Source organism: Niastella sp. sgz303648, assembly GCF_059587045.1.
In genome coordinates, this window is record NZ_JCAPSW010000001.1 from 1293144 (window position 1) to 1308476 (window position 15333).

10 protein-coding genes are annotated in these 15333 nt (G+C 41.0%); 5 read left to right on the plus strand and 5 right to left on the minus strand.

Features of this window, described 5'->3' with window-relative positions:
* The first annotated feature begins 81 nt into the window (after nucleotides 1-81).
* Both AC59IL_RS04495 and bioB read left to right on the plus strand, forming a co-directional pair.
* Nucleotides 82-1581 (plus strand): sulfatase-like hydrolase/transferase, encoded by a 1500-nt coding sequence (locus tag AC59IL_RS04495; RefSeq protein WP_496550889.1) that lies wholly within the window; start codon nucleotides 82-84, stop codon nucleotides 1579-1581.
* Nucleotides 1582-1743: 162 nt separating this feature from the next.
* Nucleotides 1744-2724: a biotin synthase BioB gene (gene bioB, locus AC59IL_RS04500; protein WP_496550890.1), complete on the plus strand. Its 981-nt coding sequence runs from the start codon at nucleotides 1744-1746 to the stop codon at nucleotides 2722-2724.
* A 114-nt stretch (nucleotides 2725-2838) separates the two neighbouring features.
* Here bioB and AC59IL_RS04505 read toward each other — a convergent pair whose 3' ends face one another.
* From AC59IL_RS04505 to AC59IL_RS04525, 5 genes are all read right to left on the minus strand, one after another.
* Nucleotides 2839-3261, minus strand: a complete 423-nt coding sequence (locus tag AC59IL_RS04505; RefSeq protein ID WP_496550891.1) for a response regulator — start codon at nucleotides 3259-3261, stop codon at nucleotides 2839-2841.
* Between the two features lie 237 nt (nucleotides 3262-3498).
* Entirely contained in the window at nucleotides 3499-4551 is a 1053-nt protein-coding gene (porQ, locus tag AC59IL_RS04510; protein ID WP_496550892.1) for a type IX secretion system protein PorQ, read from the minus strand.
* Nucleotides 4552-4951: 400 nt separating this feature from the next.
* Nucleotides 4952-7354: an endopeptidase La gene (gene lon, locus AC59IL_RS04515; RefSeq protein WP_496550893.1), complete on the minus strand. Its 2403-nt coding sequence runs from the start codon at nucleotides 7352-7354 to the stop codon at nucleotides 4952-4954.
* A 324-nt stretch (nucleotides 7355-7678) separates the two neighbouring features.
* Nucleotides 7679-8104, minus strand: a complete 426-nt coding sequence (locus tag AC59IL_RS04520; protein WP_496550894.1) for a DUF3276 family protein — start codon at nucleotides 8102-8104, stop codon at nucleotides 7679-7681.
* Nucleotides 8105-8229: 125 nt separating this feature from the next.
* Entirely contained in the window at nucleotides 8230-10062 is a 1833-nt protein-coding gene (locus AC59IL_RS04525; protein WP_496550895.1) for an ABC transporter ATP-binding protein, read from the minus strand.
* A gap of 400 nt (nucleotides 10063-10462) precedes the next feature.
* Between AC59IL_RS04525 and AC59IL_RS04530 the strand changes: the two genes are divergently transcribed.
* The 3 genes from AC59IL_RS04530 to AC59IL_RS04540 all read left to right on the plus strand — a co-directional run bounded on the left by AC59IL_RS04530 (nucleotide 10463) and on the right by AC59IL_RS04540 (nucleotide 15324).
* On the plus strand, nucleotides 10463-11239 hold the full coding sequence (locus tag AC59IL_RS04530) for a glycoside hydrolase family 16 protein (protein ID WP_496550896.1): 777 nt from the start codon (nucleotides 10463-10465) through the stop codon (nucleotides 11237-11239).
* A gap of 269 nt (nucleotides 11240-11508) precedes the next feature.
* A complete protein-coding gene (locus AC59IL_RS04535; RefSeq protein WP_496550897.1) occupies nucleotides 11509-12486 on the plus strand; it encodes a CFI-box-CTERM domain-containing protein in 978 nt (325 codons plus the stop codon).
* A 297-nt stretch (nucleotides 12487-12783) separates the two neighbouring features.
* Nucleotides 12784-15324, plus strand: coding sequence for a cation-translocating P-type ATPase (locus AC59IL_RS04540; protein ID WP_496550898.1), 2541 nt, complete (start codon nucleotides 12784-12786; stop codon nucleotides 15322-15324).
* Nucleotides 15325-15333 lie beyond the last annotated feature (9 nt).

The following is a 15333-nucleotide window of genomic DNA, read 5'->3' on the forward strand; positions in this document are numbered from 1 at the left end:
GTTTCCCATGGTATCACTACTTTTTTCAATCTTATGAGATTAATTTGGTAAATACCCGCAACCAAAGCTAATGCTATCACAATGAAAAAAAGATACATTTACATCTTATTATTACTTCCTGTTTTTTATCTATTACATACTTATAATGATTTGTTTGGGTTTATGCCAATCAAAGAAGTGCTTGTATTTTTTTTAAAAATTATTGGTTTAGCTTTTTTTTGTTTTTTGATTGCTTATTTATTCAATAAATCTTTTACTCAATCTGCTATTATAACCTTTTTCGTTTTAATATTTACTCTTTTTTTTGGCGTTTATCATGACTTTATTAAAGCTGTAACACACAATTCGAGCCTAAGTAGTTATAAAATCGTATTGCCATTTTCAATCTTTTTGCTATCCATCATTACTTACTACTTCATTAAACATCCCAATTCATTGCAAAATTTTTCAAAATACCAGGCAATTTTATTAACGTTACTATGCCTGTTTGAAATTTTTAACCTACTCTTTCATTTAAATAGAGTCAGAATTGATCATAACCTTATTTATTCTGAAAAACCAATATGTAAGGCATACAAATCGTGTAATAAACCAGACTCTTTAAAACCAGATATTTACTTCCTGGTATTTGATGAATACACAAACAATGAAACTTTACAAAAATTATGGAAATTTGACAACAGCCCTATAACTAACTGGCTATCACACAAGGGCTTTTATATAGTAGAACACAGTAAGGCAAACTATAATTTTACTGCATTTTCAGTAAGCTCAACATTAAATATGGATTACATAGGCCGGGAAAAGGGAAATAGAGGCGATATACCTCTTAATATATTACAGGCCATTCGTTCAATTAGTAATAATGAAACATTTTGTTTATTACAAAAGGAAAATTACAGCTTACATTTTCTGGCTCCTTTCAACAGTCCTTTTGGAAGAATTAACTTATCACTTCCATTAGATGAACTTTCACGAAAAAAATTATATAATGAAACCTTACCAGAAAGGCTGAAAAAAGATATTCTATGGAAATTTCCTGCTTTAAGAAAACTGGCAGCAACGATTGTCGATGATGCAGACACAAATTTCTCTTCCAAATGTAAAAACATAACCGAAAACACCTGGCTTACCATAAACAAAATAAAATCTACAGCAGATTCTTCTGCAAACAACCGGCCTAAATTTGTTTATGGACATTTAATGATTACGCATGACCCCCACTTGTTTGACTCATCGGGCAATGCGAGAATACTTAAATCGGCTCAATTATTTAATACCTATACCGAAGAAGTAGTGTATGCAAATAAAGTAATAATGGAATTGGTAGAGTTCATTTTAACTAAAAACAAAAAAAATACCATCATTATTATTGAAGGCGATCATGGCTTCAGAAACTTTTCCCCTGCGATGTCGGAGTATCATTTTCCGAATTTTAATAGTATTTATTTTCCTGATGGCAATTATTCAGGGTTATATAAAGAAATGACTCCAGTGAATACTTTTCGAACTATTTTCAATCAGTTCTTTTGCCAGCAATTAAAATTACTTAAAGATTCATCCACTTTTGTTACTCATTAGGCAACCAGCAATCGGAAATGAAATAATATACCAATGCTGCTATAGCCTATCCACCATAAATCGCATAGTTGTTTTTTTCCTATCTTCACACCCTCATAAAGACATAAAAGCTAATATATAAAACAGCAATACGAACTATAAACACACTGAAAATCATTCGCTATGGAGGCTATAATCAGAAATGACTGGACATTAAACGAAATACAGGAAATATATAACCTTCCCCTGCTCGACCTCGTTTTTCGTGCTGCTACTATACATCGCCAGTATAACGATACGGGCGAGGTTCAGGTTTGTACCCTGCTTTCGATAAAAACCGGTGGCTGTTCCGAAGATTGTGCGTACTGTCCGCAGGCTGCCCGCTACCATACCAATGTTACCGTTCACCCGCTGATGCAAAAGACTGAAGTACTTGAATACGCTGCCAAAGCCAAAGCAGCCGGTTCAACCCGTTTTTGCATGGGCGCCGCCTGGCGCGAAGTAAGAGATAACCGCGATTTTGACCGGGTGCTTGATATGGTTAAAGGCGTAAATGAAATGGGTATGGAGGTTTGCTGCACCCTGGGCATGCTTACACACGATCAGGCTAAAAAACTGGCCGATGCCGGTTTATACGCTTATAACCACAACCTCGATACTTCGTCAGAATACTATAGTGAGATCATCACCACCCGCACCTATGACGACCGTTTGCAAACACTCGATAACGTACGCAAAGCCGGCATATCGGTTTGCTGCGGCGGTATTGTTGGTTTAGGCGAAACACACGAAGACCGCATTCACATGCTTCAAACGCTGTGTACGCTGCCCGAACATCCTGAAAGCGTACCCATCAATGCATTGGTGCCTGTAGAAGGAACCCCTTTGGCCAATAACCAAAAAGTAGATGTATGGGATATGGTGCGTATGATCGCCACTGCCCGTATATTAATGCCTAAAGCAATGGTTAGGTTAAGCGCCGGCAGAACTGCCATGAGCGTTTCGGACCAGGCATTGTGCTTTATGGCCGGGGCCAATTCAATTTTTGCAGGTGAAAAGCTGCTGACAACGCCCAATCCTTCATTTGAGGAAGATAACGCCATGTTTAAACTGCTTGGCCTTACTCCCCGTGAAGCGTTTAAAGAAGAAAAAGAACTTGTGTAATTCGAGTTATAAGTAATAAGTAGTAAGTTTTAAGTCAATACAAAAAGTCCGCAGGAATCGTACTTACGCTTCCTGCGGACTTTCTCTTACTTATTACTTACTACTTATTACCTACTACTTTCGACTTCCTACTTCGGATTTTATATCGGCAATTTCTTTGCAGAAGTATTGTTTTCCTTCCATTACCAGCATAATAGCCCTGATCATTTCTTCGCCCGATGAGTTTTTGGTAACATATCCATTGGCGCCGGCATGCATTAAAGCGTTGATGTAGGGAAGATCGGTATGAACTGAAATGCCTATAATGCGTACATCTTCGTCGAACTGACGAATGGCCTTTGTTGCATCAATTCCGCTCACAGGTTCCATATTAATATCCATTAATACAACATCGGGCTCAAGCGTTTTACAGGCTTCAATAACCTGAAAACCACTTTCGCATATGGCAATAATTGAAAGCCTTTTGTCTCTGCTAAGCAGCAGGTTCCAGGCCTCACGCACTAACCTATGATCATCTGCTATAACAACTCTGATCATTAAGTAATGGATTTATAGTGGCGAAAATTAAGATTACTCAATTTGCGGGATAAACAATATTCATAACCCCTTAAATTTTTAAAGTTTAAGGAAAGCGGTTAAGAAATGTTAAGGGGAAACAATTACTCACATACGCTCAACGCATAATGCCTAAAGCTTAACGCAAAAACCCTGTAAAGGCGTATTTCTGCGCGTTTGGCATTTAGCGTTCTGCGTTTCGCGTTCTGCGTTTTGCATTTAGCTTTTAGCGCCCGAGCCGAAATAATCGTTTAGCCTGAGGTTTAATCCGAATTGGTTATATGAAGAATTATTCTGATAATAACTCCTCGCGTAGCGGATCTGGATTTTTTTGAAAAGAACACCGGCACCTATTGAAAAACCGTTTAGTCCGTTTCCGGCATTCCCTACATTTAATTCTTTGCGGCGGAGGTAATTGTAGCCTGCAGTTATTTCAACTTTATCGGTAACATATAACTGCACAGCTAACACAACGTGTCTGAAAAACTTGTCAAATATATATTTTTTTTCCTTCTTATCCTGATTCAGCCCGTTTTCGTTATTAAATAAAGTGTCATCATAACGTATATTAAACCGGTGTACCTGAAAAACGGTGGCAGAGAACTGTATCGGCGCATGAGCTAGGCGTTTTGAAATACCCAGTTCCAGATCGAATGGCAGATCGCCTGAGCTGCTTCCTGCATATCGCTTTATCTGGCCACCCATGTTTTTGGCTACGAGCGATGCCTGTATCAAATGCGCCGTATCGGTATACGTAACCCCTATATCCATAGCTATGCCCGACGAACGGTATATGCCATAAGATGAATGGATAAATTTGGCAGTGGCCCCATAATGCCATCGCTCCCCATATTCCCGGGCCGCACTAACTTGTACCACATAATCGGCCGGCCGCATATTGCCCATCATGTTACCTGCCATATCGGTTTGTTCAACCGACCCGTAACTAAAATAATTCACCCCGGCGGCAAAGGTGGTTTTCAATGGCTCGTGCCGAAACCCCGTTATTACATGATAGTTCTTTATACCAGCGTAAAATGAATTGAAAACAAAGGATGTTTGGGTATGCATGTTTGCTCTTAACAAAGCGGGATTGTTAAACGCAAGACCAATATCGGCCGTTTGATTGGAAATATTAATACCGCCTAAAGATGTTAACTGGGGCGTGTTCGACAGCTTTAAAAAATTGTACACCGTATTACCGCCCAATGTCTGGGCCTGGGTACGCGCTACAATCAGCAGGAAAAATAATATATGCAGTTTGTTTTGCATGTACGGCAAACGAAAATAGTCATTAAGTGTGAATGGTGAATGGTCAATAGTGAATATGTTTGAAAGACAAGTGTTAGCAACGAAAACGTTTGCGAAGATTAAAAAATGCAGAAGTGATGACTTAAATTCCCAACTGAACTACTTAAAAAAAATTCCTCCATTGACATGGAGGAATTTCTTTAACCCTTAAAACAACCAACATGAAAAAAAATCTCGGTTGACTATTACTAACAGGGTTTAATATCTGATTGTTCAAATGAACTTAAGAAGATTACATTAAAATTCAATTAAAGCAAATAGTCCGAAAGACCGAAAGTCCGGAAGTCCGGAAGAAGAGCAAACATTTGCAACTGTCTTTCGATCTTTCGGACTTTCCGACTTTACTGACTTTCGGACTATATTAACCGAGTGCTATATCAAGCACCTGCTGCATGGTCTTTACATAATGAAATGTGAGGCCCTTTATAAAATTCGTTTCAATTTCTTTTATGTCTCTTTCATTTTGCCAGCAAAGCACAATCTCGCGTAGGCCTGCACGACGCGCAGCAAGCACCTTTTCTTTTATTCCTCCCACCGGTAATACCTGCCCGCGCAAGGTAATTTCACCAGTCATAGCCAGGTATGGTTTTACCCGCTTACCGGTTAATGCCGATGTAATGGCCGTCATAATAGTAATACCCGCACTGGGGCCATCTTTTGGAACAGCACCTTCGGGTACATGCACGTGAATATTCTTCTTGTCGAACAAACTGTTATCGATACCCAGTTTTTTTGCATTCGACTGCAGATAAGTTAATGCAGTAGTGGCGCTTTCCTTCATCACATTACCGAGGTTACCCGTTAGTTTCAATTCGCCTTTACCATCGCTTAAACTGGTTTCCATAAATAATATATCACCACCCACATAGGTCCAGGCTAAACCAATTGCCACACCGGGCAGGTTGGCCACTTTATACATTTCATTATTATACTTTGGTTTGCCCAGTATCTTTTCTATATCACGTTCGGTAAGAGCGCTTTTTACCTGCTCTTTCATGGCATATTCTTTTGCCTCGTAACGCATGATCGATGCCAGATAACGGTCTAACTCACGAACGCCGCTTTCGCGGGTATAATCCTGTATGATCTTTTGCAATATGGTGTCGGTGATCTTAAAATCAATATTCTTTAAACCATGCGCTTCCTTTTGTTTGGGAACGAGGTGGCGTTTTGCGATCTGTACTTTTTCTTCTACCGCATAGCCGCTGAGATTTATGATCTCGAGCCTGTCGCGCAGGGCCGGTTGAATATTGTTGATATCGTTGGCTGTGGCAATGAACAATACTTTGCTCAGGTCGTATTCCAGCTCAAGATAGTTGTCGTAAAATGTATGGTTTTGTTCTGGGTCCAAAACTTCGAGCAATGCTGAAGAGGGATCGCCCCTGAAGTCGTTGCCTACTTTATCAATCTCATCTAAGATCAACACGGGGTTCGATGATTTCAGTTTACGTATCGATTGAACAATACGGCCGGGCATGGCGCCTATATATGTTTTGCGGTGACCTCTTATTTCGCTTTCATCGTGCAAACCACCCAAACTTACACGGGCGTATTTACGTTGAATGGCCGTGGCAATGCTTCTTCCCAAAGATGTTTTACCTATACCGGGAGGGCCAACAAAACACAGGATCGGGCTCTTCATGTCGCCCTTTAATTTCAAAACGGCCAGGTATTCGAGCAGGCGTTCTTTTACCTTTTCCATTCCATAATGGTCGCGGTCGAGCACCTTTCGTGCTTTTTTCAGGTCGTACTGATCTTCGGTGCAATCGTGCCAGGGCAAATCGAGCATCAGATCAAGGTGATTGTACACTACCGAGTAATCGGGTGTGCTGGGATGCATGCGTTCCAGCTTTTCGATGCCTTTTTTAAACATTTCGCGGGCGGCTTCAGGCCATTTTTTGGCTTCTGCCCTTTTTTGCATTTCCTTTATTTCGCGCTCGTTGGTATCGCCACCCAGCTCTTCCTTAATACTTTTCAACTGCTGCTGCAGAAAGTATTCGCGCTGCTGCTTATCGAGCTCGGTCTTTGTTTTTGTGGTTACCTTATTCTTTAATTCGGCAAACTGCAGTTCGCGCTGCAGCAACTGCATCAGTAAATCGGCCCGGGTTTCGATATTATTCAGCTCAAGCAACTTTTGCTTTTCGATCAATTCTGTATTCAGATTGCTGGAGATGAAGTGAATAAGAAACGACGGATTTTCGATATTTCGTAAAATAATAGATGCTTCGGATGGAATATTGGGCGACAGCTGAATGATTTGGGTTGCCAGGTCTTTGATATTGGCTACATAAGCGTCAAAATCGTCTTTTTTAGGCGCTTCGTCATCTTCGAGCAATTCAACCTGCGCCTTAAAATAGGGTTCCTCAGACAATATAGATGTTACCCTGAAACGGCGTTTGCCCTGAATGATAACGGTGGTGCCGCCATCGGGCATTTTTATCATTTTAATAATACGGGCAACGGTTCCAATATCTTCCAGATCGCTGATAACGGGATCTTCGACATTACTGTCTTTTTGCGCAATAACACCCACCAGCTTGTCGGCTTTATAGGCATCGTTTACTGCTTTTATACTTTTATCGCGACCCACGGTAATGGGTAAAACCACACCGGGGAATAAAACTGTATTTCGCAACGGTAAAAGGGGCAACTCCGACGGAATGACTATGTCTGCACTGTTATCCCCTTCATTTTCATTGAGGGGAATAATAGGTATAAAATCCATCTCATCTTCTGGCGTGAATAAAATTTTCGCTTCTTTCATACTTGATTTATCTGTGACAAAATAACATACTAATGATTAAAATACCATGAATTCGAGGCAATTGCTATATATCCCAACTTTAATGCCAGTGAAATAAAGGCATAATTATCAACGCCATTGATACGGTTTTTGGCAGTAAAAATGCTTAACGCTTAACGCTCAAGGCTTAACGCAAAATGCTTAACGCTTAACACATTCTGCGAAGTTGCCTTGAGCTTTCTGCGTTAAGCGTTCTACGTTTTGCGTTCTGCGTCTTATGGGCATAAAAAAAGCTCCGCATGGGGAGCTTTATATTAGAATAAATTGAATGCAAATCACAACTAATTACCACTTGTCAACTTCATCACCGGCATCAGCTACAGAACCTGCTCCGTTTCCAGAGGCGGTGCTGTTGATCTGTAAGGCGGGAGTCTCTGCTTCTCCGGCAACGTCCTCAACTTCTGTTTCTGCTACCTGATCGTGGTTGTAGGCGTCAAAATCAAAATTGGGCATCAATTCAGTCTTCACGTAGTCTACTGCTTCAGTCAATGCTTTTAAGAATTTGTTGAAATCTTCTTTATAAAGGAAGATTTTGTGCCTGTCGTACCCGTTTTCGTTGAATTTTTTGCGGCTTTCCGTAATGGTAATGTAGTAGTCATTTCCACGGGTTGCCCTCACATCGAAGAAGTATGTTCTTCTTTTCCCGGCCCTGATGCGTTTGCTATAAACGCTTTCCATACGTTTGTCGTTGTTTTCGTACGCCACAGTCATATAAGTTTTGCAGTTAACAATTATCAAGTTTTCACAAAAAAAAGCAGTTACAAATATAATATTGTTTTAGAATCAACAAAATTTGATTAGCATTTTACGAAGTAATTTCCCTCATTTGTCCAACTTTATTTGCTGTTTTTTGTTTCTTCCCGCTCTTGTTGCTGCTGTTGTTCGTATAAATACGCATAATAACCATTAGTTGACAATAAATCGTCATGTGTTCCGACCTCTACAATTTTACCTTCATCCAGCACCACAATGGTATCAAAATCAAATAATGTAAAAATCCGGTGGGTAATAATAATGGCAGTTTTATGTTGAAGGTATAAACCCAGGTTCCCTAATATTTCCTTTTCGGTACGGGCATCCACGGCGCTGAGGCAGTCGTCGAAAACCACTATCTGCGGATCTTTTGCCAATGCCCGGGCTATGGAAATACGCTGTTTTTGTCCGCCACTCAGGGTAACACCCCGCTCCCCTACCATGGTTTCGTATTTGTCGTGAAAGCTATCGATCTCTTTTTCAACACTGGCAAACCGGGCGGCGGTGGTGGTTGCTTCTTTGTTGGCAATACCCGGACTAAACAATATATTATTAGTAATGGTATCGCTGAACAAAAACACATCCTGTGGTACATAACTAATCTGCCGGCGTAGTTCCTGAAGGTCCATTGAACGCAGGTCGGCGCCGTCGATGGTAATTTTTCCCTTTGAAGGATCGTACATACGTAATAATAACTGGGCAATGGTGGTTTTGCCGCTTCCTGTATGGCCGATGATGGCAATTTTTTGTCCTTTTTTAATATGCAGGTTAAAGCCTGTAATTGCCTGTATACCAGTATTGGGGTACACAAAATCAACATTATCGAAAACGATGTTTCCCTGCAGGGCAGGTGTAACAGCCTCCGGCGGATTTACAATGACCGGTTCTGTATGTAAAAATTCATTGATACGCTTTTGCGAAGCGGCCGCCCGTTGAATCATGCTGGCCGTCCACCCGATGGCGCCAACGGGAAAAGTGAGCATGTTTATATACATCACAAACTCGGCGATGGTGCTCAATTGAATACCATGGCGGCCGTAAATGGCATAAATACCTCCTATCATAATGGTCAGCAGGGTGCTTAACCCGATCAGCAGGGTCATGGAGGGAAAATACAGCGCTTCGGTTTTTGCCAGTCCGATCGCGTTTTCCTTGTATTCTTCGCTGTTTTTATCAAAAAAACCGAACATGGCCCTTTCCTGTACAAACGATTTAATTACCCTGATGCCCGAATAAGATTCCTGGGCATTGGTGGTTAAATCGGATAACAGGGCCTGAATGCGTTCGCTTTTTTTATTGATGATCGTATTTACTACATATATAGTTACCGCCAATATGGGCAAAGGCGCCAGTACATACAGGGTGAGCAGCGGATCTTTTTTTACCATATAATATACCGACAGCGAAATCAGCGATACCAGGTTGATCAGGTACATTATGGCAGGTCCTGTGAACATGCGTACCCGGCTCACATCTTCGGCCATGCGGTTCATGAGGTCGCCCGTGCTGTGGGTTTTATAAAAATTTGTATCGAGCGTGAGATAGTGCTTAAAGATGGCATTTTTTTGATCGTACTCAATATGGCGGCTCATTACGATAATGGTTTGCCGCATCAGGAACATAAAAATACCACGTATTAAAGCCAGCACCAGAATGGTAATGCCACATATAGCGATTACAGAAATGGATTTATATTGCTCGGCAAAACGAATAAACCAGATAACCAGCCAGTCGTACTGAACCGGGGCTTTTTTTTGTTCGATGCCGAAGGCCCGCTGCACTACGTCGAACACATAGCCTGTAACCTGCGGGGCCAATACCGCAAAATAGTTCGACACCACGATGAACAAAAGGCCCAAAAACAACCTGTACCGGTACTTCCAGAAATATTGATTAAGCGCTTTCAGATGTTTCATGCAATGCGAAGGTAGGAAGGAAAACTGAAGTCAGAATCCGGAAGTCAGAAGTAAGAACGACCAGGAAGTGAATAATATGCTAAAAAATTTTCAGACTGCAACCGGTTCCGTCAATTGCTCCATACCTGTTATAAGATGATATTCCCTAACCCCAAAGTTCACCATAGGTTTCATCGACCCATTTCCATCCCTGTACATTTAATTCGAATATAACATTTTTAGCGGGTGTTGGGAAAAATACATAAACGGCACAAGCTTTATTACGCTGAACAGTTTAGCAACTACGATCAACAACCGAAATAGTTATTTAGTTATACCCAATGAATGACCATGGCATCATTTATGCCGTTATTTGAGGTGCTACTTAATTCGATATCTATTTACAACTTAAACTTTATCAATGAAAAAAATCATGTATCCATTGATGATTGTTCTGATAGCCGCTTCGTGCAAAAAGAACAATTCATCTCTAAGTGAAACGCCCTCAGAAAGTATTACTCAAACTGCAAATGCAAAAGCAGCCACCGTTCAATTCAGTGGTTATACCTGGACCATTCGCAATACCGGCAGTTCAACCGAAGGCCCGGGCCCCAATATTTTCAGCGGCAGTAATGCCTGGGTAGATAGCAACGGCTGGTTGCATTTAAAAATTTCAAAGAACACCAGCACCGGCAAATGGAATTGCGCTGAAATATACAGTACGCAAAATTTCGGATACGGTACTTATCAATGGCAGGTAGAAGGCCGTATTGATTCACTCGACAAAAACATTGTGCTTGGTTTATTTAATTATTCAGGCAACGACGGATTTGATGAAATGGATATTGAGTTTGCCCGCTGGGGTAACAGCGCCTGGCCTAACCTCAATTACACTGTATGGCCCGCCACAACTGGTTCCAACGACTGGAACTATACCAAAAACTTTACACTTAACGGCTCGTATACTACGCATCGTTTCACCCGCAGCAGCAGTTCGGTCGTGTTCAGAAGCATGCACGGCCATGTTAATGATAATACCAACCAGTTCGCTACTGCCACCTGTAGCTCCCCTGCCTGGAGCATCAGCACTTTAAGTATGCCGGTTCACATGAACCTTTGGTTGTTCGACGGATTAGTGCCTTCAGATGGTAAAGAGGTAGAGATTATTATTCACAATTTTAAGTACACGGCAGGGTAGATTGATCAGGGAGTTATTGAATCAGACGAATAAAAGGACAGATGAACGCTATGGTTCATTTTGTCCTTTTTTTGTTTTCTTTAATAGTATCTGAGTGGCCGATCTTCTCCTGATTTACACATTTATCGGTCAAAACAACACACTTATTGGCAAAATAGCACGGATATCAAATTGATTTGTTCATATTACGGAAATGAGAGAGATTTATAATAGGTACTTTACTGCAGTTTATACCTTATTATTCCTCACAATCAAAAACCTTTAACATCATGCCGGATTTTAAAAAGAAACCCGCTTCATTGATCGGGGCGCCTATTAGCGCTCAGGAATGTCAGGATCTGAAAGCCGCTTATTCAAAAAAGTATCCCGATCAGGCGCCATCCGTATTTTTAAGCAGGGAGGTTATATTAAACAGCCTTCGCGGACTCTCTAATGTATCAGGTATTTTGTTTAGTTATGGATTAGATAATGCCGCCAATGGTGCATCACGCAAACTTACGCTGGTTCCCACCCGTAATGCAGGCAACGGAGAATCGGCTATGATCAACATTGTTTCTGAGAACGGTTTTTTAAATAACGATGGCGAAAGAATCGATCTCGAAAAATTATTGACGTTGCTGGCAAATCATGTAACCAATTTTAAAAGCACCGAAAGTGAAATGGCTTTAACGAGGTTACCAAGAGGTTATTTCTGGGGTATTAAAAAAATTGAGAAATTACTGGAAGTTGAAAATTGTAACGGTCTGGTATTTCATTTTGGATTTAACACCGAAATGCCCACACGCTGCCGGCAATTTCAAAGCGTTTTGGAAGTGGTTGACGCCAGCCAAAAAAGCCTGAACGTATTTATGGAGTACGGACAGTGTTCACCTCCCTGCACAGGCGACGGCGGCGACGGCGTTGACGGATGCATTTATACCGTTGCTTCGGAAAGATTTTTAACCAATGCCGAACCTAAGCTGAATGTATTAAGATCATTCAGAGATAACTGGTTGTTACAACAACAAAACGGCCAGGCATTGTTCGAATTGTATTATTTCCTGAGTGGCAGCATAGCAGCCGAAATAGAACACCGTGCAGATCAGGAAAGCATCTGGCAGGATATATACAATAATGATTTTTTAAAACTGGCAGACTTAATTGAACAAAGCAGGTTCGAAGAAGCGCAAGCGTTTTATATTACCTCATTGCACAACCTGGCCAACAGGTTTTTAGCGCAGGAAGTAAAAGAGGAAGTATTTGGATAGAGCCTGAAAGGCTTTTTTGTTATCAATTTTGGGCCGGGTTGTAATAACCCGGCTTTTTGTTTTATATAGACTGCCAGGAGAGAATATGACCCAATCATATCTTCATGCCAGAGAACAACAGGAATTGTATAATTGAGAACTTTATACCAGCCAATCGATTCATGAGATTTATCAGCAACATATGTGACTACCGTCATTGAAAACAGTATAAAAAGTTTAGGAAGTTGCATGCCGGAAATAGTCATGTCGGGAACTTTGCGATAGTATAGGTTTGGAAAAAAAGAAATTATACATGTTATGTCAGGAAAAGTTATAAACATAGGCGAATTAAAGGGGTTGCCCGACGATGCTATACCGTTGCTTCAGCAACAATATGGAAAAAATATCTTTCACATCGAAAAACCGCGACAGCTATACCACATTTTGCTCGATATAGTGCGCGAACCGATGTTCATACTGCTGATCATTGCCTGTGTACTTTATTTTATTCTCGGTCAGGCAACCGAAGGGTTCATGATGCTGGTGGCCATTTGTTTTGTAGCGGCCATTTCACTGTATCAGGATGTACGCAGCACCAAAGCATTACAGGCTTTAAAACAATTTACCGAACCGGAAGTTACAGTCATAAGGAACGGGGTTCAAATAAATATCCGTTCGGAAGAACTTGTTCCGGGCGACATTATATCACTTGAAGAAGGCAATAAGGTTCCTGCAGATGCCACTATTTTACAGGAAAACGATTTTTCGGTGAATGAATCGGTTATCACCGGTGAATCTTTTTCGGTAGAAAAGCATGAAACCGCCGGAAACAATATCATATACCAGGGTACTACCATTAACAGCGGGCAATGTTATGCAGTTGTAACAGCTACCGGTAATAATACCACATTAGGCAAACTGGGTAAAACCGTAAGCGCTGTTACAATTCCTAAAACCCTTTTACAACAACAGGTAAACAGGTTTGTAACACAACTGGCATTTTTTGGCTTAAGTGCATTTTTCGTAATTCTGATTATCAATTACCTGAAAACAGGCTTACCTGTGCAAAGCCTGTTGTTTGCGCTTACATTGGCCATGGCCGCCGTGCCCGAAGAAATACCGGTGGCATTTTCTTCCTTTATAGCTTTGGGGGCCTGGCAAATGAGCCGGCGGGGCATTATTTCACGCCAGCCTCAGATCATTGAAAACCTCGGATCGGTGAACGTAATATGCCTTGATAAAACAGGCACCATTACGGAAAATAAAATGACGATAAAAACCATTTATGATTATGAAAAAGATGAATTGATCGATGTATCCGGCAAACTCAGCAACTCAGGCATCTTAGGATATGCCATGCTGGCCAGCGAAGTGAACCCTTTTGATGCCATGGAAAAAGCCATACATGAAGCATATCAGCATTATGCGCAGGATACCCGTTTTGATTTATCAAAGAAGATATATGAATACCCGTTGGAAGGCAGGCCGCCCATGATGACCCATATTTATGAATACGGCAATGCTTATCTGGCAGCTGCAAAAGGCGCTACAGAAAGAATATTGAAAATTTGCAGGCTCGGCAGTGATGATACACAAAAGATTACCGGTTATGCAATAGACCAGGCAAAAAAAGGTTACCGTGTGATTGGGGTGGCCAGCGCCATTCACAGGGAAAAAGAATTTCCGGGTTCCCAGGATGCATTTAACTGGAAATTCGAAGGCCTGTTGTGCTTATACGATCCTCCCAAACAAAATATTCCTCTGATTCTGAAACATTTTTACGATGCCCGTATTGAGGTTAAAATGCTTACAGGCGATTATGCCGAAACAGCGCTGAATATTTGCCGGCAGGTGGGTATAAAGGGTAATCTGAAATATGTAACCGGCGATGAGGTATTGCGTATGAAGGAAGATGAATTAAAGAAAACGGTTGAAACTGTTAGTGTATTTGCAAGAATGTTTCCCGAGGCCAAATTAAGAGTTATCAATGCTTTAAAAGCGAACGGTAATATAGTTGCCATGACGGGCGATGGAGTGAACGACGCGCCTGCATTAAAAGCCTCGGATATTGGCATTGCCCTCGGAAAAAAGGGAACGGAAATGGCTAAACAGGCTGCCGATTTGATAATAACAGATGATAATCTTGAAAAGGTGGTGGAATCTATAAAGCAGGGAAGAAAAATTTTCAATAACCTGAAAAAAGCGATCCGGTATATCATTTCCATTCATATACCCATTATTCTTACAGCATCGTTACCTCTGTTGTTTGGCTGGAAATATCCCAACATTTTTTCACCTGTTCATATTATTTTTCTTGAACTGATCATGGGCCCCACCTGTTCTGTTTTTTTTGAACGTGAACCGGTTGAAGAAAATATCATGGAGCTGCCGCCACGCCGCCGAAGTACAGGCTTATTTGAGCAGGATGAATTACTGATCAGTATTGTGCAGGGGATAATGATAACTGTGGGGGTGCTTTGGTTATATTATTTCTCAATGAACAACGGAGCCCCATTGAATGAAACCCGAACAATGGTATTTACCACGCTAATTATCAGTAATGTTTTTTTAACATTCGCGAACCGGTCGTTCAGGGATAACTTTATAAAAACCATTTATTACAAAAACAACCTCGTACCCTGGATATTATTTATCTCCGTTTTATTTTTATCGATGCTGCATTTCGTTTCTCCGATACGTAAAATTTTTGGTCTGGCTCCCATTCCCTTTTCCGGATTTATGTTATGCGCCGGTATAGCTTTTATAAGCGTAGTATGGTTCGAATTTTTTAAAACGCACCCGTTTAAACCTCACAAACAGATCATAATGCGCCGCCATGGCAACGATTCGGTCCTTTAACTGACCATT